This window comes from Streptomyces sp. NPDC038135 (genome assembly GCF_055601245.1).
The window spans coordinates 237,832-258,915 of sequence record NZ_JBVJXS010000011.1 but is presented as its reverse complement, the minus strand read 5'-3'; the positions used below and the strand labels follow the sequence as shown (position 1 = coordinate 258,915).

At 71.9% G+C, this 21,084-nt stretch carries 13 protein-coding genes and 3 pseudogenes; 4 read left to right on the top strand and 12 right to left on the bottom strand.

Annotated features, from left to right (window positions below):
- Positions 1-181: 181 nt before the first annotated feature.
- From ispG to dxr, 3 genes are all read right to left on the bottom strand, one after another.
- Positions 182-1,339, bottom strand: coding sequence for a flavodoxin-dependent (E)-4-hydroxy-3-methylbut-2-enyl-diphosphate synthase (ispG, locus tag ACZ7JA_RS30325; protein WP_470811524.1), 1,158 nt, complete (start codon positions 1,337-1,339; stop codon positions 182-184).
- A 170-nt stretch (positions 1,340-1,509) separates the two neighbouring features.
- On the bottom strand, positions 1,510-2,814 hold the full coding sequence (locus ACZ7JA_RS30320) for a M50 family metallopeptidase (RefSeq protein ID WP_351664230.1): 1,305 nt from the start codon (positions 2,812-2,814) through the stop codon (positions 1,510-1,512).
- Positions 2,811-4,076 (bottom strand): 1-deoxy-D-xylulose-5-phosphate reductoisomerase, encoded by a 1,266-nt coding sequence (gene dxr, locus ACZ7JA_RS30315; RefSeq protein WP_470811522.1) that lies wholly within the window; start codon positions 4,074-4,076, stop codon positions 2,811-2,813. Before dxr ends, ACZ7JA_RS30320 begins: the two co-directional genes overlap by 4 nt.
- Positions 4,077-4,352: 276 nt before the next feature.
- Between dxr and ACZ7JA_RS30310 the strand changes: the two genes are divergently transcribed.
- Positions 4,353-4,814 carry a hypothetical protein gene (locus ACZ7JA_RS30310; RefSeq protein ID WP_351664232.1) on the top strand — a complete coding sequence of 154 codons (462 nt, stop codon included), beginning with the start codon at positions 4,353-4,355 and terminating at the stop codon, positions 4,812-4,814.
- A 30-nt stretch (positions 4,815-4,844) separates the two neighbouring features.
- On the opposite strand, the gene ACZ7JA_RS30305 is transcribed toward ACZ7JA_RS30310, so the two are convergent.
- Entirely contained in the window at positions 4,845-6,782 is a 1,938-nt protein-coding gene (locus ACZ7JA_RS30305; RefSeq protein WP_389304851.1) for an acyl-CoA dehydrogenase family protein, read from the bottom strand.
- A 222-nt stretch (positions 6,783-7,004) separates the two neighbouring features.
- On the opposite strand from ACZ7JA_RS30305, the pseudogene ACZ7JA_RS30300 reads away from it, so the two are divergent.
- A pseudogene (locus tag ACZ7JA_RS30300) lies at positions 7,005-7,143 on the top strand (LacI family transcriptional regulator); the annotation flags it as partial.
- 237 nt (positions 7,144-7,380) lie between these two features.
- On the opposite strand, the gene ACZ7JA_RS30295 reads toward ACZ7JA_RS30300, so the two are convergent.
- The 3 genes from ACZ7JA_RS30295 to ACZ7JA_RS30285 all read right to left on the bottom strand — a co-directional run bounded on the left by ACZ7JA_RS30295 (position 7,381) and on the right by ACZ7JA_RS30285 (position 12,817).
- Positions 7,381-8,826: an aldehyde dehydrogenase family protein gene (locus ACZ7JA_RS30295; protein ID WP_351664234.1), complete on the bottom strand. Its 1,446-nt coding sequence runs from the start codon at positions 8,824-8,826 to the stop codon at positions 7,381-7,383.
- Positions 8,827-8,979: 153 nt separating this feature from the next.
- Entirely contained in the window at positions 8,980-10,551 is a 1,572-nt protein-coding gene (locus ACZ7JA_RS30290; protein ID WP_351664235.1) for a PucR family transcriptional regulator, read from the bottom strand.
- A 139-nt stretch (positions 10,552-10,690) separates the two neighbouring features.
- On the bottom strand, positions 10,691-12,817 hold the full coding sequence (locus ACZ7JA_RS30285) for a type IV secretory system conjugative DNA transfer family protein (RefSeq protein ID WP_351664236.1): 2,127 nt from the start codon (positions 12,815-12,817) through the stop codon (positions 10,691-10,693).
- Positions 12,818-13,105: 288 nt separating this feature from the next.
- Here ACZ7JA_RS30285 and gabT point away from each other — a divergent pair, with 288 nt between their 5' ends.
- Both gabT and ACZ7JA_RS30275 read left to right on the top strand, forming a co-directional pair.
- Positions 13,106-14,440, top strand: a complete 1,335-nt coding sequence (gabT, locus tag ACZ7JA_RS30280; RefSeq protein WP_470811519.1) for a 4-aminobutyrate--2-oxoglutarate transaminase — start codon at positions 13,106-13,108, stop codon at positions 14,438-14,440.
- A gap of 64 nt (positions 14,441-14,504) precedes the next feature.
- Positions 14,505-15,344: pseudogene (locus ACZ7JA_RS30275) on the top strand (phosphatase PAP2 family protein); the annotation flags it as partial.
- A gap of 73 nt (positions 15,345-15,417) precedes the next feature.
- On the opposite strand, the gene ACZ7JA_RS30270 reads toward ACZ7JA_RS30275, so the two are convergent.
- The 5 genes and pseudogenes from ACZ7JA_RS30270 to ACZ7JA_RS30250 form a co-directional block, all read right to left on the bottom strand.
- A complete protein-coding gene (locus ACZ7JA_RS30270) occupies positions 15,418-17,232 on the bottom strand; it encodes a chitinase (protein ID WP_470811517.1) in 1,815 nt (604 codons plus the stop codon).
- Between the two features lie 69 nt (positions 17,233-17,301).
- A pseudogene (locus ACZ7JA_RS30265) lies at positions 17,302-17,774 on the bottom strand (hypothetical protein).
- 123 nt (positions 17,775-17,897) lie between these two features.
- Positions 17,898-19,328, bottom strand: a complete 1,431-nt coding sequence (locus tag ACZ7JA_RS30260) for an NAD(P)/FAD-dependent oxidoreductase (protein WP_351664240.1) — start codon at positions 19,326-19,328, stop codon at positions 17,898-17,900.
- A 23-nt stretch (positions 19,329-19,351) separates the two neighbouring features.
- Entirely contained in the window at positions 19,352-20,152 is an 801-nt protein-coding gene (locus ACZ7JA_RS30255) for an ABC transporter permease (RefSeq protein WP_351664241.1), read from the bottom strand.
- On the bottom strand, positions 20,153-21,082 hold the full coding sequence (locus tag ACZ7JA_RS30250; protein WP_351664242.1) for an ABC transporter permease: 930 nt from the start codon (positions 21,080-21,082) through the stop codon (positions 20,153-20,155).
- Positions 21,083-21,084: the final 2 nt, after the last annotated feature.

Genomic DNA, 21,084 nt, shown 5'->3' with positions numbered 1-21,084 from the left:
AGAGTCCCCGCCTCGTTGCGCAGGCCGCTCGGGAAAACAGCCTGGCGCCCGGCCCCTCCGTGGCTCGTGACAGCCGGACGCCCCGGGCCGGTCCACCCCCGGAGACGTTCGCCGGGGCTTCCGGAGCGGGGCGCGGGGTGGGTGCGGGGGGGCCCGGCGTTGGGAAGCGGGGCCCGGAGGGTCAGCCCGCCACCGAGACCTCGGGCTCGCCGGAGGCCACTCCGTCGGCCTCCATGGCCTCGGCGAGCTTCATGGCCTCCTCGATGAGGGTCTCCACGATCTTGGACTCCGGGACGGTCTTGATGACCTCGCCCTTGACGAAGATCTGGCCCTTGCCGTTGCCGGAGGCGACGCCGAGGTCGGCCTCGCGGGCCTCACCGGGGCCGTTCACGACGCAGCCCATGACGGCGACGCGGAGCGGGACCTCCATGCCGGTCAGACCGGCGGTGACCTCTTCGGCGAGCTTGTAGACGTCGACCTGGGCGCGGCCGCAGGACGGGCAGGAGACGATCTCCAGGCCGCGCTGCCGCAGTCCCAGGGACTCCAGGATCTGGTTGCCGACCTTGACCTCCTCCACCGGAGGCGCGGACAGCGAGACGCGGATGGTGTCGCCGATGCCCTGGGAGAGCAGGGCGCCGAAGGCGACGGCCGACTTGATCGTGCCCTGGAACGCCGGGCCGGCCTCGGTGACGCCGAGGTGCAGCGGGTAGTCGCACTGGGCGGCGAGCTGCTTGTAGGCCTCGATCATCACGACCGGGTCGTTGTGCTTGACCGAGATCTTGATGTCGCGGAAGTCGTGCTCCTCGAAGAGGGACGCCTCCCACAGGGCCGACTCGACCAGCGCCTCGGGGGTGGCCTTGCCGTACTTCTGCAGCAGCCGGCGGTCCAGGGAGCCCGCGTTGACGCCGATCCGGATCGGGGTGCCGTGGTCCTTCGCGGCCCGCGCGATCTCCTTGACCTTGTCGTCGAACTGCTTGATGTTGCCGGGGTTCACCCGGACGGCGGCGCAGCCGGCCTCGATGGCGGCGAAGACGTACTTCGGCTGGAAGTGGATGTCCGCGATCACCGGGATCTGCGACTTCCTCGCGATGGTCGCGAGGGCGTCCGCGTCGTCCTGCGTGGGGCAGGCGACCCGGACGATCTGGCAGCCGGACGCGGTCAGCTCGGCGATCTGCTGCAGGGTGGCGCCCACGTCGGAGGTGCGGGTCGTGGTCATCGACTGGACCGAGACGGGCGCGTCCCCGCCGACCGCCACGGATCCGACCTGGATCTGCCGGCTCTTCCGGCGCTCGGCCAGCTTGGTCGGAACGGACGGCATGCCGAGAGAAATCGCAGTCATCTGCTGTGCAACCCCAAGTCGTGGATCAAGGTCCGGTCCCGTCAGCAGCGGGCTCCAGGCTCCGAGATTACGGCACGGGCGCGGCCGCGAGCACATCCCACCCGGCAAACACACTCATGGGAAGGCGGCCCGGAACACGGTGTTCCGGGCCGCCTTCCGCCATCCGGCGGCTAGGAGATTTTCACCGGGTTGACGACGTCGGCGATCAGCACGAGGACCGTGAAGCAGACGAAGACGCCCGCCACCACGTACGCCACCGGCATCAGCTTCGCCACGTCGAAGGGGCCCGGGTCCGGGCGCCGCAGCACCCGGGCCACGTTGCGCCGCAGCGACTCCCACAGGGCGCCCGCGATGTGCCCGCCGTCGAGCGGGAGCAGCGGGAGCATGTTGAACAGGAACAGGGAGAGGTTGAACCCGGCGACCACGAACACGGCCATGGCGAGCTGCTGCGAGGCCGGGATGTCCAGCGTGGCGATCTCGCCGGTGACCCGGGCCGCGCCGACGATGCCCATCGGGGAGTCCGGTTCGCGCGGGCCGTCGCCGAAGGCGGCGTCCCACAGGGCCGGGATCTTGCCGGGCAGGGCGATGAGCGAGTCGACGGCGTCGCCCACCCGGTCGGTCATCCAGGTCACGGACTGGCCGAAGTCCTGCTTGACCACGCCGGTGGCCGAGCTGAAGCCGAGGAAGCCCGCCTTGACGTACTTCCCCTGGACGTAGGTGCCGCTGGAGTCCTTCTTGGCGACCTGGTTCGTGGCGATCTTCGCGTGCAGGGTCAGCTCCTGGCCCTTGCGGTCGACGACGATCGCGACGTCCTTGCCCGCGCTGTCCCGGATGAGGTCGGACAGCGTGTTCCAGTCCCTGGTCGGCGTGCCGGCGAAGGAGACGATGCGGTCGCCGTTCTTCATGCCGGCGGCCGCCGCCGGGGAGGCGGGGTCGGACTTCTTGCAGGTGTCGCGGTTCTCGCTCTGCGCGATGACGCAGGGCGAGACGGAGGCGACGGTGGTGGTCTGCTGCTGGATGCCGAAGCCCATCAGCACGGTGAGGAACAGCGCGACCGCGAGCACCAGGTTCATGAACGGGCCCGCGAACATGACGATGACGCGCTTCCACGGCTTGCGCGTGTAGAACATGCGCGTCTCGTCGCCCTCCTTCAGCTCCTCGAAGGCGGCGGACCGGGCGTCCTCGATCATGCCGCGCCACGGGGAGGTGGAGCGGGCGGAGACCCGGCCGGCGTCGTCGGGCGGGAACATGCCGATCATGCGGATGTAGCCGCCGAGCGGCACGGCCTTGATGCCGTACTCGGTCTCGCCCTTCCGGCGCGACCAGATGGTCGGGCCGAATCCGACCATGTACTGCGGGACGCGGATGCCGAAGAGCTTGGCCGTGGACAGGTGCCCCAGCTCGTGCCACGCGATGGAGACGAGCAGGCCGACCGCGAAGACCACTATGCCGAGGATGAACATCAAGGTCGTCATGCACGCGCCTCCGCGGTCCGGTCTGTCAGTTCGCGGGCCCGGGCCCGCGCCCAGGTCTCCGCTTCGAGGACGTCCGACACGGTGAGCGGAGTTCCCGTGGCCGGGGTGCCGTGCTCCTCCACCACCCGCGTGACGGTCTCCATGATGCCGTTGAAGGGCAGTGCGCCGTTGCGGAAGGCCTCGACGCATTCCTCGTTGGCGGCATTGAACACCGCCGGCGCGGTGCCCGCGAGCCGCCCCACGTGCCGGGCGAGGTTCACCGAGGGGAAGGCCTCGTCGTCGAGCGGGAAGAACTCCCATGTGGAGGCCTTGCTCCAGTCGAAGGCGGGCGCCGCGTCCGGGACGCGTTCGGGCCAGCCCAGACCGATGGCGATCGGCCCGCGCATGTCGGGGGGCGTCGCCTGGGCGATCGTGGATCCGTCGGTGAACTCGACCATCGAGTGGACATACGACTGCGGGTGCACGACGACCTCAATGCGGTCGAAGGGAATGTCGTAGAGCAGGTGCGCCTCGATGACTTCCAGGCCCTTGTTGACGAGGGTCGCCGAGTTGATCGTGATCACCGGGCCCATCGCCCAGGTGGGGTGCGCGAGGGCGTCCTTCACGGTGACGTTCGCCAGCTCGGCCTTGGTGCGGCCGCGGAAGGGGCCGCCGGAGGCGGTGACGACGAGCTTGCGCACGTCGGCGCGGGTGCCGGAGGCGAGCGCCTGGAAGAGCGCGGCGTGCTCGGAGTCGACCGGGATGATCTGCCCCGGCTTGGCGAGCGCCTTGACCAGCGGACCGCCGACGATCAGCGACTCCTTGTTGGCGAGCGCGAGGGTGCGGCCCGCCTCCAGGGCGGCCAGGGTCGGCGCGAGGCCGATGGACCCGGTGATGCCGTTCAGCACGGTGTGGCAGTCGGAGGCGGCGACCTGGGTGGCCGCGTCCGGTCCGGCGAGGATCTCGGGCAGCGGCTCCGCAACACCGTAGAGCCCGGTCAGCGCCTCGCGCAGGGCCGGCACCGCGTCCTTTCGGGCCACCGCGACGGTCCGCGCCCGCAGGCGGTGCGCCTGCTCGGCGAGCAGGGCCGGCCGGGCGCCGTTCGCGGAGAGGGCGGTGACCCGGAAGCGGTCGGGATGGCGCAGCACGAGGTCGATGGCCTGGGTTCCGATGGACCCCGTGGAGCCGAGGATCACCACGTCCTTCGGGCCGTCTCCCGCGAGCGGGTCGTACACGAGGTGCGGGTCGGCGAGGGGCGCGGGGCTGGCGGGACTGTCGGTCATCCCCCCATTGTCGCCGCAAGCCGCGGCCGCCCGGACAGGGCGTCCCCCGTGTAGGGCCGTGTCACCGTTTTCGCCGCCGGACGGGGTGATCGTCCCCATCTCTCCTGATAGGGGTCCGACGTGAGGATCGTCCGCGGCCGGGCGTCAACGGCACGGCGGCGAGTACCGCCGGACCGGGTGAATTCCCGGGCGTGTGGCGCTCGGTCATGGCATTCTGCCCGCTGGAGCCAAGTCCGAATGGCTCACAGGGGGAGGAGAGACTTCACGATGAACCGCATGCGCACGACCGCGACCGTCCTGGCCGCGGCGGGGGTCGTCACCGCAGCTCAGCTCGGCTTCGCCGGGGTGGCCTCGGCCGCGACGGCGACGAGCACCGGCTGCCCGGTCGACCTGGTCTACCCGAGCCGCTTCTACGTCGACTCGCACGGCTGGGTGACCAACGGCGGCCTGTACTTCGGGATCAAGAACAAGAGCACCACCAAGAGCTTCCAGAAGGTCACCTTCACCGTCACGAACGTCCGCAACATCCGCTTCGGCACCGCCAAGGCGAAGAACGGCAAGGTCACGAAGAACACGACCAAGACGGTGGCCGTGTACACCTCGACGCTCAAGAAGAAGACCAGCCTCGGGGTGAAGGTGCCCACGCATCTGCTCAACACCCGTTCCTACAAGGTGAAGTTCACCTTGAAGGGCACGGGCTGGAACTGCGCCTCGAACCAGGGCACCTGGGGCGTCTGAGCCCGGGCGCCCCGGTCCGGGACGGGATGGTCAGGCGCCGAAGGGGCGCCGTTCGTTGGACCGTGCGGACGGTCCGGGGGTCGCGTCGGCGATCCACGGGCCGTCCCCGGACGGGTCGATGACGCCCTCCTCGAGCCAGGTGTAGGCGCCGCCGAGGACTCCCTTGACCACCTTGCGGTCGAGGTCGTCGGTGTTGGCCCACAGCCGGCCGAAGAGTTCCTCGACCCGGATGCGGGACTGGCGGCAGAAGGCGTCGGCGAGCTGGTAGGCCTCGCGGCCGTGCTCGCCGTCGACGCGCAGCCGCTCGGCACGGACGCAGGCCGCGCTCATCGCGAAGAGTTCGGCGCCGATGTCCACGATCCGGCCGAGAAAGCCCTGCTTGGTCTCCATCCGGCCCTGCCAGCGGGACATGGCGTAGAAGGTGGAGCGGGCGAGCTTCCGGGCGTGCCGCTCGACGTAGCGCAGGTGGCCGGAGAGGTCGACCTCGCGCTTGAACTCGCCGTACGAGGACGGCAGCTGTCCCGGGCCGGCGACCAGCTTCGGCAGCCACTTGGCGTAGAAGACGCCCGCGTTCGCGCCCGCTTTCGCTTTGTCCGAGAGGGTCTTTTCGGGGTCGATGAGGTCGCCGGCGACCGAGAGGTGGGCGTCGACGGCCTCGCGGGCGATCAGGAGGTGCATGATCTCCGTGGAGCCCTCGAAGATGCGGTTGATGCGCAGATCGCGCAGCATCTGCTCGGCGGGCACGGCCCGCTCGCCGCGCGCCCTGAGGGACTCGGCGGTCTCGTAGCCGCGGCCGCCGCGGATCTGGACCAGTTCGTCGGCCATCAGCCAGGCCATCTCGGAGCCGTACAGCTTGGCGAGGGCGGCCTCGATGCGGATGTCGTTGCGGTCCTCGTCGGCCATCTGCGAGGACAGGTCGAGCACCGCCTCCAGGGCGAAGGTGGTGGCCGCGATGAAGCTGATCTTGGAGCCGACGGCCTCGTGCAGCGCGACCGGCTTGCCCCACTGCTCGCGCTCCGCCGCCCACTCCCGGGCGATCTTCAAACACCACTTGCCGGCTCCGGCGCACATCGCGGGCAGCGACAGCCGGCCGGTGTTGAGGGTGGTGAGCGCGATCTTCAGACCCGCGCCCTCCGGGCCGATGCGGTTGGCGGCGGGGACCCGGACCTGGTGGAAGCGGGTGACGCCGTTCTCGATGCCCCGCAGCCCCATGAAGGCGTTGCGGTTCTCCACGGTGATGCCCTCGGCGGTGGCCTCCACCACGAAGGCGGTGATGCCGCCCTTGTGGCCCTCGGACTTCGGCACCCGGGCCATGACGACGAGCAGGTCGGCGACGACGCCGTTGGTGGTCCACAGCTTGACCCCGTCGAGGACGTAGTCGTCGCCGTCGGGCACGGCCGTGGTGGCAAGGCGCGCCGGGTCGGAGCCGACGTCCGGCTCGGTGAGCAGGAAGGCCGAGATGTCGGTGCGGGCGCAGCGGGGCAGGAAGGCGTCCTTCTGCTCCTGGGTGCCGAAGATCTTCAGCGGCTGCGGCACGCCGATCGACTGGTGGGCGGAGAGCAGGGCGCCGACGGCGGGACTGGCGGAGCCGGCCAGGGCCAGCGCCTTGTTGTAGTAGAGCTGGGTCAGGCCGAGACCGCCGTACTTCGGGTCGATCTTCATGCCGAGGGCGCCGAGTTCCTTCAGGCCCGTGATGACCTCGTCGGGAATGCGGGCCTCGCGTTCGATGCGGGCGGAGTCGACCGACGACTCGCAGAACGCGCGCAGTTTCGCCAGGAACTCCTCGCCGCGCCGGACGGACTCGTCGTCGGGCAGCGGATGGGGGTGGATGAGGTCGAGCCGGAAGCGCCCGAGGAACAGCTCCTTGGCGAAACTCGGCTTGTGCCAGTCCTGTTCCCGGGCGGCCTCCGCCACCTGCCGGGCCTCGCGTTCGCTGACGTTGGTGCGTTGGGTGGTGGGGGCGGACATTGAGGCTCACCTCGCCGCGAAGAGGGATCATTGACGGTCGTTCGTTACCGACCGGTGCTACTGGATCGTTGGTACCCGAAACGGGCCGACCCCACCACCCCTCGCGCGCCGTTCAGGTGGAATGGCCGCGCAAGGCGGGTGACGGCGCGCTGTACTGGTTTCGCCCGGCACATCCCGCCTCCGGGAATTGCCGTCGAAGCGCCTCGACAGCCTATGGACACCCTCGCGGTGGCCACCACGGCCCGCGCCCACGGGTACGACGTTCTGCTGCTCACGGGCGAGGAGGGTCCCGTCGCGGTGCGCCGGGTCACCGGCAGCGGGCTCGCCGACGCGATGATCCTGATGGACGTGGAGCTGGGCGGCGGCCCGCCGCTCGCCGTGCTCACCCTCGCCGTCGCTACGGCCGACGAGTGCACCTACGTCACCGCTGACGCGCCGTTCCCCGCCGAGGGACTGCACGACGTCCGCCTCCGCCTGCGCGGACCGCTATGCCTCGCGCACGCGGGCTTCTCCGGCTGAGGGACGGCCCGGAGGAACGAGACGGCCGGAGCCCCCGCACAGTGGGCTCCGGCCGTCTCGGTGACCTGCTGGTGTCAGGTCAGAGCGCGAGCCCGGTGAGGACCAGCACGCGCTCGTATGTGTAGTCGTCCATCGCGAACCGCACACCCTCGCGGCCCACGCCGGACTGCTTGGCGCCGCCGTACGGCATCTGGTCGGCGCGGTAGGACGGCACGTCGCCGATCACGACGCCGCCGACCTCGAGGGCGCGGTGGGCGCGGAAGGCGACCTGCAGGTCGTGCGTGAACACACCCGCCTGGAGGCCGTACTTGGAGTCGTTGACGGCGGCGAAGGCCTCGGCCTCGCCGTCCACCTTCCGCACGGTGAGGACCGGTCCGAAGACCTCCTCGCAGGCGAGGGTGGTGTCGGCGGGCACCTCGGCGAGGACGGTCGGCGCGTAGGAGGCGCCGTCGCGCTCGCCGCCCGTGAGCAGCTTCGCCCCGGCGGCGACGGCCTCGTCGACCCAGGACTCGACGCGCTTGGCGGCGTCCTCGCTGACCAGCGGGCCGACGTCCGTCTTGGCGTCGCTCGGGTCACCGGTGACCTGGGCCTCGACGGCGGCGACGATGCGCGGCAGCAGGCGGTCGTACACGGCGGCGTCCGCGATGACCCGCTGCACGGAGATGCAGGACTGGCCGCCCTGGTAGTTGGAGAAGGTCGCGATACGGGTCGCGGCCCAGTCCAGGTCCTCGTCGCTCGCGAAGTCGCCGAGCACGACGGCCGCCCCGTTGCCGCCGAGCTCCAGGGTGCAGTGCTTGCGCGGCACCGAGTCCATGATCGCGTAGCCGACCTTCTCCGAACCGGTGAAGGAGATCACCGGCAGGCGCTCGTCCTGGACCAGGGCGGGCATGCGGTCGTTGGAGACCGGGAGGATCGACCAGGAGCCGGCGGGCAGCTCGGTCTCGGCGAGCAGGTCGCCGAGGATGAGGCCGGACAGCGGGGTGGCCGGGGCGGGCTTGAGGATGATCGGGGCGCCGGCGGCGATGGCCGGGGCGATCTTGTGCGCGCACAGGTTCAGCGGGAAGTTGAACGGCGCGATGCCGAGGACGACGCCCTTCGGGAAGCGGCGGGTCAGCGCCAGCCGGCCCTGGCCGCCGGCGTCGGTGTCCAGCCGCTGGGCCTCGCCGCCGTTGAAGCGGCGGGCCTCCTCGGCGGCGAACCGGAAGACGGAGACGGCACGGCCGACCTCGCCCCGGGCCCACTTGATCGGCTTGCCGTTCTCGGCGGAGATGAGCTGGGCGATCTCCTCGGTGCGCTCGGCCAGACGCCTGCTGACGTGGTCGAGGGCGGCGGCGCGCACGTGGGCCGGGGTGGCGGCGAAGTCCTCGAGGACGGCGTACGCGGCGGCCACGGCCTCCTCGACCTGGGCCTCGGTCGGCACGCTGACCTTGCCGACGAGACGGCCGTCCCACGGGGACGTGACGTCGAAGGTGTCCTCGCCGGTGGCCTGGCGGCCGGCGAGCCAGAAGGCGTGGGTGGAAGTCATGTGAGTCGTCCCGGCCCTTCCGCGTTGTGGGTGTGCGTTCGGTTCGAGGTCAACGGTAGGGCGGGCGCGGGCGGCGGGCGCTTGTCCGAGTCGTAGCAGTCGGGGTCCCGGGTGCGCCGGTTTGGCACGGTGGGGTGCGGCCGCCGCTCTCCGCTACTCGGTGGACGTCGTCTTCAGGGCCAGCCACAGTTCCATGCGGACGTCGGGGTCGTCGAGGCTGCGGCCCAGGATCTCCTCGACGCGCCGCATCCGGTACCGCAGGGTGTGCCGGTGGACGCCCAGGTCCGCGGCGGCCGCGTCCCACTGGCCGTGCCGGGAGAGCCAGGCGCGCAGCGAGGCGACCAGGTCCCCGCGGCCGGTGGCGTCGTGCTCGTACAGGGGCCGCAGCAGCCCGTCGGCGAAGGCCTTCACCGCGTCGTCGGCCAGCAGCGGCAGCACCGAACCCGCGGCGAGCTGGTCGTGCCCGACGAGCACCCGGCCGCGCCGCCGCGCCACCGAGAGCGCCTGCTCCGCCTGCTTGTAGGCGGCGGCCGCGGCTATCGGGCCGGCCGGCGCCGAGAGGCCGACGACCAGGTCGTCCTCCTCCGCCGCCCCCTGCTCGGACCCGGCCCGCGCGCTCTCCAGGGCCGACGCGTACCCGGTGCACGCGCTCGCCGCCGCGCCCCCGTCGGCGACCAGCACCACCAGCCGCTCCCCCTCCGGCACCACGAGCACCGCCTCACCCGAGCGCGCCGCCGCGGCCTCGACGGTCTCCGCGAGCGCGCCCAGCGGGTCGCCGCCGGACACCGACTCGGCGACGACCATCCGGAACGGCGCGTCGAGCAGCCCGCCGTACAGGTCCCCGGCGACCGCCCGGGCGTGGTCGGGTTCGCCGGCGAGCAGCATGCGCAGCACCGCGGCGCCGATCCGCTGTTCGGCCGCGTGCAGCGAGCGGGAGCGTTCGGTGGTGAGGGTGAGCAGGGCGATCGCGGAGTGCAGGGCGTAGCGCTCGGCGGTGCCCAGGGCGGCCGCCGTGCCCACGGCGAGCGCGTCCCGCGGGCGCTTCCCCGTCCCCAGGGAGTGCAGCTCCACCCGGTCCTCGTTCTCCGGTCCGCCCACCACCGAGGACGCCGGAGCGGGCCGTTCCCGCAGCCGCTCCACCTCGGCGGTGAGCCGGGCGGCGCGCCGGCCGGCCCATTCGGGCGCCGCGGCGACGACGGCGCCCGAGGCGTCGTACAGCGCCGCCCAGCCGTCGATCTGCGCGGCGAGCGCGCCGAGCAGTCCCTCGGGGCCGGCGTTCAGCGCCTGCCGGGTCAGCTCGCGCTGGGCGGCGAAGCCCGCGGTGACGGCCCGGTACTGGTCGGCGGCGATCGCGGCGGAGACGGCCTTGCTGATGGCGAGGAAGGGGGTGCGGCGCGGCACCTCCAGCAGCGGCAGCCCCTCCTCCTCGGCGGCGGCGACGAGTGCCTCGGGAATCTCCGCGTAGTTGACGCCGACCGCGAAGCCGAGCCCGACGACTCCCGCCCCGGCCAGCCGCCGCACGTACCGCCGCATGGCCTGCGGATCCTCCGCGTCCAGCTTGAGCGCGGTGATGAGCAGCAGCTCGCCGCCTTCCATGTAGGGCACGGGGTCGGCCAGCTCGCTCACGTGCGCCCACTTGACGGGCACGTCGAGGCGGTCCTCGCCCGCGCGCACGGTCAGCTTGAGCGCGGAGTGGTGGACGAGCGAGGCGAGCGTCGGGGGCATGGGGCCTTCAGGTCGTGGTGAACCGGCCGGACGGGGGTCCGGGTGACGGCCGGATCGGGATCATTTGGCCGCCGCGTACGAACAGCCTATGCCGATTCTGCCGCACCGTACGGTCCGCCGATGGCCGTTCGGCCCTTCCTCAGCCCCGCAGGTCCACCAGCAGCGGCGGCGCGTGCTCACCCCGCACGGTGGTCAGCGACAGCACCGCGTGCCCTGGCGGCACCCCGTGTGCCAGCTCGGAGGCGGACCAGCGCTCGCGCTCCACCTGGCGGACGGTGACGGCCCGGGCCGTGGGCGCCTGCCCGGTGATGACCCGGCGCAGCATGTGCACGGCCTTGCCGGCCGGTGTCTCGGCGATGATCTGCCGGTCGGTGACGTCCCGGGTCTCGGTCCACTCCTTGCCCCACACCTCGGCGAAGTCCTGCCCGTCCCAGGGGGTGAGCCCGGACAGCGCCATCCGGCACCCGGTGGAGCCGAGCAGCGGGCCGCGCAGCGGCCGGGGCACGTCGTCCAGGGTGCGCAGCGTCAGCACGGCGCCCGCGCCCGCCGACCGCAGCCGCTGGATGCCGCGGACCGCCTCGGGAGTGACCACGCCGGAGGCGTCGTCCAGCAGCAGGCAGGCGAAGAGCGACCGGTCCTCCCGCGCCGTCACGCCGGCCGTGAACTGGGCGAGCACCAGCCGGGCCAGGATCCGGGAGGCGTCGGCGTGGCCGCGCTGCGGCAGGTCGATGCGGACCCGCACCGGGTGGTCCAGGGCCTTCAGCGAGAACGGCCGGGACTGCCCGGAGGTGTCGAAGAAGGCGGCGAAGGCGGGCCGGTCGAGCAGTGCGACCCGGTCGGCGAGCACCGTGCCGACGTCGCCCGGGTGGGCCATCTGCCGCTCGCGGGCGTCCAGTTCGCGCAGCAGCGAGGCGTGCCCGGTGTCGGTGAGCGCCTTGCGCAGGGCGGCCAGCGGGCCGGGGGTGCCGTCGAGGAGCTGGCGCAGCTCGGGGACGGAGGGGAAGCGGCCGTGGACGGCCCGGAAGGGGCCGAGGATCTGGGCGAGGACCGTGGTGGAGCGGCGGCTGTCGCTGCCGGGGTGCGGGTCGGCGAGGTCGCCGACGAGTGCCTCGGCGAGTATGGCGGCGGCCTCGTCGGGGTCGGTGGTGCCGCCGTATAGGTCGAGGTCGTAGACGGAGTCGGGGTGCCCGACCCGCACGACGACGTCGTAGGCCTCGGCCGGCCCGAGCCCGGAGCCCGCCGCGCCGACGACGACGAGCGCGGCCTGTCCGGCGAGCGCGTGCAGGCACAGCGACTCGGCGAGCGGCCGGATCACGGAGCCGGTCTTGCCGGAACCGGCCGGGCCGACGGCGAGCAGGGAGGTGCCGAGCAGCTCGGGGCCGAGGGCGAGACCGGCGCCCCGGTAGTGGTAAGGGTTGCGCGGGTCGTCGGCGGTGGTGCCGAGCCGCACCTGGCCGGTGAGCAGGTCGTGCCGGGCCTGCCGGGCCGGCAGGTCGCGCTCGCCGGAGGGGTGCGGGCAGGCGGCGGCGCCGTCCTTCAGCACGGCGCCGGTGAAGGCGGCGAGGCTGTGCGCGCCGGACCGCACGCCCTGCCAGGCCCGGCTGATCCGGGCGTGGTCGACGTCCCGCATCAGCCCGGCCCGCGCGTCGGCGGCCAGCCGGGCCGCGGCCTCGTGCGCGCCGGAGGCACGCAGCTGCGGCCACTCGGCGGGGTCCTGCTCGGGTGCGGGAGGCGGTTCGGCGGCGGGCGCGGCCGGACGCCAGGCGGGCGGGCCGAAGCGCCGCCAGACCTCGCCCCAGCGGCCGAGCCGGCCGACGACGAGCATGATGACGACGGCGATGAGCGTGTAGTACGAGTACCAGAGGACGGCGTTGCCGACGCGGCTGTTGCCCTGGCGCCAGGAGTCCGGGGTGAACAGCTCGAGCGGCAGCACCCACCAGCCGCCGAGGTAGCCGTTCCACAGCAGGGACCACACCAGCCAGCCCACCAGGAACGCGATCAGCGCGCCGCTCAGCAGCTGCCGGGCGGGGATCAGCTCGGGTTCCTGCTCGGGCCGCGGCCGGTGCCCGAACCGCCACACGCCCGGCGCCGCCTGTGGCCTGGACGCCCGCAGCCAGGCGAGGAAGGCCGAGCCGTCCGGTCGCGGCGGCGCGCCCGGCGGAACCGGGGGCATGGGCGGCAGGGCGGCGCCCTCCGGCGGCACCGCCGGACGCGGCACCGGATTCGCATGCGTGCCGCGCGCGTCCCGCGTCCGGTCGCTGTCCATGGCCCTTTCCCCCTGACCTGCCGTTCCGTCCACCGTCAGCGAGCCAATCTAACGCCCCGGGAACGGGAGTTCACCGCTTACGCGGCCGGGCGGACGGACGGTCCTGGCGCATTCGCCGTCCGTCGCTATGTCCACGACGGACAACGGGCCCGGCCGACAACGCCCACATGGAGCATGCCCACCCTCCTTCCCCGGCCCTAACCTGCGAATAAAGAGACAAGCGTCCGAAAAACGCACCGTCCGGAACCCCCGGGAACACCCGGTACGCAAGATCACAGGGAGCCCCCCATGACCGCACTTCCGCAGGAGCGCCGCGTCGCCACCGCCATCCCCGGCCCGAAGTCGCAGGAACTTCAGGCCCGACGCACCGCCGTGGTCGCGCAGGGCGTGGGCTCCACGCTGCCGGTCTTCGTCACCCGCGCCGGCGGCGGCATCATCGAGGACGTCGACGGCAACCGCCTGATCGACTTCGGTTCCGGCATCGCCGTGACCTCGGTGGGCGCCTCCGCCGAGGCCGTCGTGCGGCGTGCGAGCGCCCAGCTCGCCGACTTCACCCACACCTGTTTCATGGTCACCCCGTACGAGGGCTACGTGGCGGTCGCCGAGGCCCTCGCCGAGCTGACCCCGGGCGACCACGCCAAGAAGTCGGCGCTGTTCAACTCCGGCGCCGAGGCGGTCGAGAACGCCGTCAAGATCGCGCGTGCGTACACCAAGCGCCAGGCGGTCGTCGTGTTCGACCACGGCTACCACGGCCGCACGAACCTGACCATGGCGCTGACCGCGAAGAACATGCCGTACAAGCACGGCTTCGGTCCGTTCGCCCCCGAGGTCTACCGCGTCCCGGTCGCCTACGGCTACCGCTGGCCGACCGGCCCGGAGAACGCCGGTCCGGAGGCCGCCAAGCAGGCCATCGACCAGATCACCAAGCAGGTCGGCCCGGACAACGTGGCCGCGATCATCATCGAGCCGGTGCTCGGCGAGGGCGGCTTCATCGAGCCGGCCAAGGGCTTCCTGCCGGCCATCCGCCAGTTCGCCGCCGACAACGGCATCGTGTTCGTCGCGGACGAGATCCAGTCCGGCTTCTGCCGCACCGGCCAGTGGTTCGCCTGCGAGGACGAGAGCATCGTCCCGGACCTGATCACCACCGCGAAGGGCATCGCCGGCGGTCTGCCGCTGGCCGCCGTCACCGGTCGCGCCGAGATCATGGACGCCGCGCACGCGGGCGGCCTCGGCGGCACCTACGGCGGCAACCCGGTGGCCTGCGCCGGTGCGCTCGGCGCCATCGAGACGATGAAGGAGCAGGACCTCAACGCCAGGGCCAAGGACATCGAGGCGGTCATGAAGGCCCGCCTCGGCGCCATGGCCGAGAAGTTCGACATCATCGGCGACGTGCGCGGACGCGGCGCGATGATCGCCATCGAACTGGTCAAGGACCGCGCCACCAAGGAGCCGAACCCGGAGGCCACCGCGGCGCTCGCCAAGGCCTGCCACGCCGAGGGCCTGCTGGTGCTCACCTGCGGCACCTACGGCAACGTGCTGCGTTTCCTGCCCCCGCTGGTGATCGGCGAGGACCTGCTGAACGAGGGCCTCGACATCATCGAGCAGGCCTTCTCGCGCATCTGAGCGACCCGGCCGCACCGATGGACAGTCCCTGCGGCAGGCCGTGTGAAGAAGGTGTGCGGGGTGGATGGCGGGACGCGATTCCGTCTGCCCAAGCGTCCCGGCCTGCCGTAGGTTCTACCCAGATGAGAGATACACCCCGCCCGCAGGGGACTGCGGGCGAGCTCAGGCCGGGGCCTCCCCAGCTTCGACCTGGTCGTGCCCTCGCGCACACAACCGGGGCCTGACGGCTCCGGGATCTCCTCACCGATCGGACGGTCGCCGCCCCAAACCCCCCGGGGCGAGCGACGTTCCGGTCCGGACGGCCGCCCCGGAACCACCCCCCCTGTTCCTGGGCGGCCGACCTCCTTCCCGGCCGAAACCTGCCAGTCTGTCCCTCATGACTGTGCTCCTGGGTCTGTGCCTCGTCCTTCTCGCCCTCTTCGCGGTGATCACCTGGCAGGTGATCGACGGCGGTCCGCTGACGCGTGTGGACGAGCGGCTCAGCCAGGCCCTGGTCCATCCGGACCGGTTCTCCGGCGGCCTCTCCGACCTCGGCAACGTCGAGGTGGCGGTCCCCGTGCTGCTCCTGGCCGCCGGGTACGTCGCCTGGCGCGGCCGGACGGCGGGAGCGGACCTGTGGTGGCTGCGGCCGGCCGTCGCGGCGGCCCTGATGGCGCTGGTCCCGGCGATCGTGGTCCCGCTGAAGGAGTGGACGGCCCGCCCGGGGACACCGGTGGTGCCCCCGGGGACCGGGTACTTCCCGTCCGGCCACACGGCGACGGCGGCGATCGCGTACGGCTCCACGGCCCTGCTGCTGCTTCCCTGGCTCCGCTCCCCCGCCGCCCGCCGGCTCCTCGTCGGCTGCTGCGCGGCCCTCGTGCTCGGCGTCTCCTACGGTCTGGTCCGGCGGGGCTGGCACTGGCCGCTGGACGTGGTGGCCAGCTGGTGCCTGAGCACCGTGCTGCTGACCGCCCTGTTCCTCGTACCGCGCGTCGTGCTCAGCCGAAGTACGCGTCGAAGTTCTTCTCGAACTCCCAGTTCGCGTAGCGGTCCCAGTTCACCGACCACGTCATCAGACCCCGCAGGGCGGGCCAGGTCCCGTGGGTCGCGTACGAGCCGCAGTTCGTCCTCTTCGTGAGGCAGTCCAGGGTCCTGGTGACCTCGGACGGCGAGACGTAGCCGTTGCCCGCGTTGACCGAGGCCGGCATGCCGATGGCGATCTGGTCGGGGCGCAGCGGCGGGAAGACGTTGTTCGCGTCGCCGGCCACCGGGAAGCCGGTGAGCAGCATGTCGGTCATCGCGATGTGGAAGTCGGCGCCGCCCATGGAGTGGTACTGGTTGTCCAGGCCCATGATCGGGCCGGAGTTGTAGTCCTGGACGTGCAGCAGCGTCAGGTCGTCGCGCAGGGCGTGGATGACCGGGAGGTACGCCCCGCAGCGCGGGTCCTGGCCGCCCCACTTGCCGGTGCCGTAGTACTGGTAGCCGTTCTGCACGAAGAAGGTCTCCGGCGCCATGCTCAGCACGAACTTCGAGCCGTATCTGGCCTTCAGGGTCTTCAGGGCCGAGATCAGGTTGACGATCACCGGGGTGGTGGGGTTCCTGAAGTCCGTGTCGTTCGTGTTCAGGGAGAGCGAGTGGCCCTCGAAGTCGATGTCGAGGCCGTCCAGGCCGTAGTCGTCGATGATCTTCGAGACCGAGGCGACGAAGGCGTCCCGCGCGGCCGTGGTGGTGAGCTGGACCTGGCCGTTCTGGCCGCCGATGGAGATCAGCACCTTCTTGCCGGCCGCCTGCTTGGCCCTGACGGCCGCCTTGAAGTCGGCGTCGCTCTCCACGTTCGGGCACTCGGTGACCGGGCAGCGGTCGAACCGGATGTCGCCGGAGGTGACCGAGGTCGGCTCGCCGAAGGCGAGGTCGATGACGTCCCAGCTGTCGGGCACGTCGGCGAGGCGGGTGTAGCCGGAGCCGTTGGCGAAGGTGGTGTGGAGGTAGCCGACCAGCGCGTGCGCGGGCAGGCCGGGCGAGCCGCCGCCGGTGCCGGCCGGGGTCGTGGCGGTCACGGTGGCCGACTTCGCGGACTCGCCCGCGTCGTTGGTCGCGGTGACCTGGAAGCCGTACGCCGTCGAGGGCGCGAGTCCGGTGACGGTGGCCGAGGTGCCGCTCGCCGTCTGCACCCTGACGCCGTCCCGGTAGACCGCGTAGCCGGTGGCGCCGGCCACCGCCGACCAGGACAGGGCGACGGAGGACGAGGTGACGGCGCCGGTCTTCAGGCCGGTGGGCGCGGCGGGCGGCGCTTGCGTGCCGCCGCCCGGGCCGGTCAGGGAGATGTCGTCGGCGTAGTAGGCGCCGGTGCCGTACCAGCCGTGCGTGTACACCGTCACCTTCGTGGTGGCGGCGCCGGTGGTGAAGGTGGTGGTCAGCTTCTGCCAGTCGGCGGCGGACTGGGTCCAGGTGGAGACGTCGGTGGTGCCGGTGCCGGTCGCGCCCAGGTAGACGTAGGACCCGCGGACGTAGCCGGACAGGGTGTACTGCGCGTTCGGCCGCACGGTCACCGTCTGCGCGCACTGGGCGTTGTCGCTGCCGGCCGGGGTGGCCTGCAGCGCGGAAGCGCCGGTGTGCACGGGTGAGGTGACCGTCGTCCCGGCGGTGCAGGTCCAGCCGTCGAGGCCGGACTCGAAGCCGCCGTTCTTCGCGAGGTCCGCGTCGGCCGCGTGGGCGGCCGACGAGAGCGCGGTGACGCCTGGTACGGCCAGCAGCGCGGCCGTGAACAGGGCGAGCGGGGATCTGGGGCGTCGGTCGCGTCTGGCGCGGTCCACAAGGGCCTCCGGTGCGGGGGGAGTTGGAGGAGCGGAGCGCACTCAACTTGGTCCAGACCAATCCGGTTGTCAAGGGGTCGAGCCGCTGTCCGTCCCTCGCCCGCCCCGGGCCAGCTCCGCCGCCGCCTCGTGCATCGCGAGCTCCAGCAGCGCGGGGTCGGTCAGCGTCCCCGAGCCGTCCGGCGGCACCAGCCAGCGCACGCTCCGGGTCGCCCGGCCGGGGTACGGCACGACGATCCAGGTCCCGGCTCCGGCGGTGCGGACGCCGGTGCCCAGCCAGCGGGCCGCGGTGCCGGGCGGCACGAAGAAGCCGACCCGGCTGTCGCCGAAGTCGACGAGCACCGGGCCGGGGCGGCCGAGCACGCGGGTGAGCACGTCGAGCGTCGGATACCCGAGCTCCCCCGGCAGGATCAGCACGTCCCAGGCCCGGCCGGCGGGCAGCAGCGCGACTCCGAGCGGATTGCGCTCCCACGCCCAGCGGCAGGCGTCCGGTCCGGCGCGACGGCCACCAGCCATTCGATCGCCGTCTTGGCCGTACTCATCAAGAAGACCTCCCTCTGCGTTCCGGACGCGGTCGCGTCCAGAAGGAAGAAGGAGGCCGTCCTGGGTGCATTACGCGGGTTGCCGCTTCTCTTTCGAGTGAGCCGCCTCACCCCGCGCCGGGGTCAGCTGTCGAAGCCGAGCCCGAGCCGGTCCATCGTGCGCAGCCACAGGTTGCGCCGGCCGCCGTGCGCGTCCGCGCGGGCCAGCGACCACTTGGTCAGGGCGATGCCGGTCCACGCGAAGGGCTCCGGCGGGAACGGCAGCGGCTTGCGGCGCACCATCTCCAGCTCGGTCCGCTCGGTGCGCTCCCCGTCCAGCAGGTCCAGCATCACCTCGGCGCCGAAGCGGGTGGCGCCGACGCCGAGGCCGGTGTAGCCCGCCGCGTAGGCCACCTTGCCCTGGTGGGCGGTGCCGAAGAACGCGGAGAAGCGCGAGCAGGTGTCGATCGCGCCGCCCCAGGCGTGGGTGAAGCGGACGCCCTCGAGCTGCGGGAAGCAGGTGAAGAAGTGCCCGGCGAGCTTGGCGTAGGTCTCCGGGCGGTCGTCGTACTCGGCGCGCACCCGGCCGCCGTAGTGGTGGACGGCGTCGTAGCCGCCCCACAGGATCCGGTTGTCGGCGGACAGCCGGAAGTAGTGGAACTGGTTAGCCGAGTCGCCGAGGCCCTGGCGGTTCTTCCAGCCGATGGACTCCAGTTGACCGGCGCTCAGCGGCTCGGTCATCAGCGCGTAGTCGTAGACCGGGACGGTGTACGAGCGCACGCGCCGCAGCAGGCTCGGGAAGATGTTCGTGCCGAGCGCGACCCCGCGGGCGCGGACCGTGCCGTACGGGGTGCGTACGGCCATCCCGGCGCCGTACTGCTTCAGGGTGAGGGCGGGGGTGTGCTCGTAGACGCGCACCCCGAGTTCCAGGCAGGCCCGCTTGAGGCCCCAGGCCAGCTTGGCCGGGTGCAGCATGGCCACGCCCCGGCGGTCCCACAGGCCCGCCTCGAAGGTGGGCGAGTTCACCTGCTCGCGCACCGCGTCGGCGTCCAGGAACTCGATGCCGTCGGCGAGGCCCTTCTCCTCCAGTTCCCGGTGCCAGTCGCGCAGTTCCCAGGCCTGGTAGGTCTCGGTGGCCACGTCGATCTCACCGGTGCGCTCGAAGTCGCAGTCGATGCCGTACCGGGCGACGGCGGCCTCGATGCCGTCGAGGTTGCGCCGGCCCAGCTCCTCCAGCCGGTGGATCTCGTCCGGCCAGCGGGTCAGGCCGTTGGGCAGGCCGTGGGTGAGCGAGGCAGCGCAGAAGCCGCCGTTGCGGCCGGAGGCGGCCCAGCCCACCTCGCGGCCTTCCAGCAGCACCACGTCCCGCTGCGGATCGCGCTCCTTGGCGACGAGCGCGGCCCACAGTCCGCTGTACCCGCCGCCGACGACCAGCAGGTCGCAGGTCTCGGCGCCGGTGAGCGCGGGCTCCGGGCGGGGCTTGCCCGGGTCTTCCAGCCAGTACGGCACCGGCTGGGCTTCGGAGAGGGCGGAGATCCAGTTGTCTTTGCCACGACTCATGGCGCTCGGGGCCATGATTTCAACTCCCTACAGGGCTGTTACGCCTTCTGGCTGCTACGGCGGTTGGTGATGAGCATCGAGACCAGCACGAACAGCACGGCGACCAGGAACATGGCCGTGCCGATGACGTTGATCTGCACCGGCGTTCCGCGCTGCGCCGAGCCCCACACGAACATGGGGAAGGTGACGGTCGAGCCGGCGTTGAAGTTGGTGATGATGAAGTCGTCGAAGGAGAGCGCGAACGACAGCAGCGCGCCCGCCGCGATGCCCGGCGCCGCGATCGGCAGGGTCACCCGCAGGAACGTCTGCACCGGGCCGGCGTACAGGTCCCGGGCGGCCTCCTCCAGACGCGGGTCCATCGACATCACGCGCGCCTTGACCGCGACGACGACGAAGCTGAGGCAGAACATGATGTGCGCGATCAGGATCGTCCAGAAGCCGAGCTGGGCGCCCATGTTGAGGAACAGGGTGAGCAGCGAGGCCGCCATGACGACCTCGGGCATGGCCATCGGCAGGAAGATCAGCGAGTTCACGGCGGACCGTGCGCGGAAGCGGTAGCGGACCAGCGCGAAGGCGATCATGGTGCCGAGGAGGGTGGCCCCGACCGTCGCCCAGAAGGCGATCTGGAGGCTGAGGGACAGCGAGCCGCACATGTCGGCGACCCCGCACGGGTCCTTCCAGGCCGCCGTGGAGAACTGCTGCCACTCGTAGTTGAAGCGCCCCTTCGGCCGGTTGAAGGAGAACACGGTGACGACGATGTTCGGCAGCAGCAGATAGGCGAGGGTGCACAGTCCGGCGATGACCACGAGACGGCGCTTGAGCCAGGTGACGAAGGGCATTTAGACCAGATCCTCCGTCCCGGACCGGCGGATGTAGACCGTGACCATGAGCAGGATCGCGGCCATGAGGATGAAGGAGAGCGCAGCCGCGGTCGGGTAGTCCAGGATCCGCAGGAACTGGGTCTGGATGACGTTTCCGATCATGCGGGTGTCGGTGGAGCCGAGGAGTTCGGCGTTGACGTAGTCGCCGGTGGCGGGGATGAAGGTGAGCAGCGTGCCGGAGACCACGCCCGGCATCGACAGCGGGAAGGTCACCTTGCGGAAGGTGGTCCAGGGCTTGGCGTACAGGTCGCCGGCCGCCTCGTGCAGCCGGCCGTCGATCCGCTCCAGCGAGGTGTACAGCGGCAGGATCATGAACGGCAGGAAGTTGTACGTGAGACCGCAGACCACCGCCAGCGGGGTGGCGAGGACGCGGTCGCCCGCCGTCCAGCCGATCCAGTCGGTCAGGTCCAGGATGTGCAGCGAGTTCAGCGCGTGCACGACCGGACCGCCGTCGGCGAGGATCGTCTTCCAGGCCAGGGTGCGGATCAGGAAGCTGGTGAAGAACGGCGCGATCACCAGCACCATGATCAGGTTGCGCCAGCGGCCCGCCCGGAAGGCGATGAGGTAGGCCAGCGGGTAGCCGAGCAGCAGGCACAGGACGGTCGCGGCGACCGCGTACAGGACGGAGCGCAGGAACTGCGGCCAGTACTCGGCCAGGGCGTCCCAGTAGGTCGCGAAGTGCCAGGTGACCTTGTAGCCGTCCTCCAGGGAGCCCGTCTGCACGGACGTGGAGGCCTGGTAGATCATCGGCAGCGCGAAGAACACGACCAGCCACAGCAGGCCGGGCAGCAGCAGCCAGTACGGGGTGAACCGGCCGCGCCCGCGCGGGGGCTTCGGCGCCGGTTCGGCGGTGGCGAGGGGCGGTGGCGCCTCTTGCAGCGTCGACATGG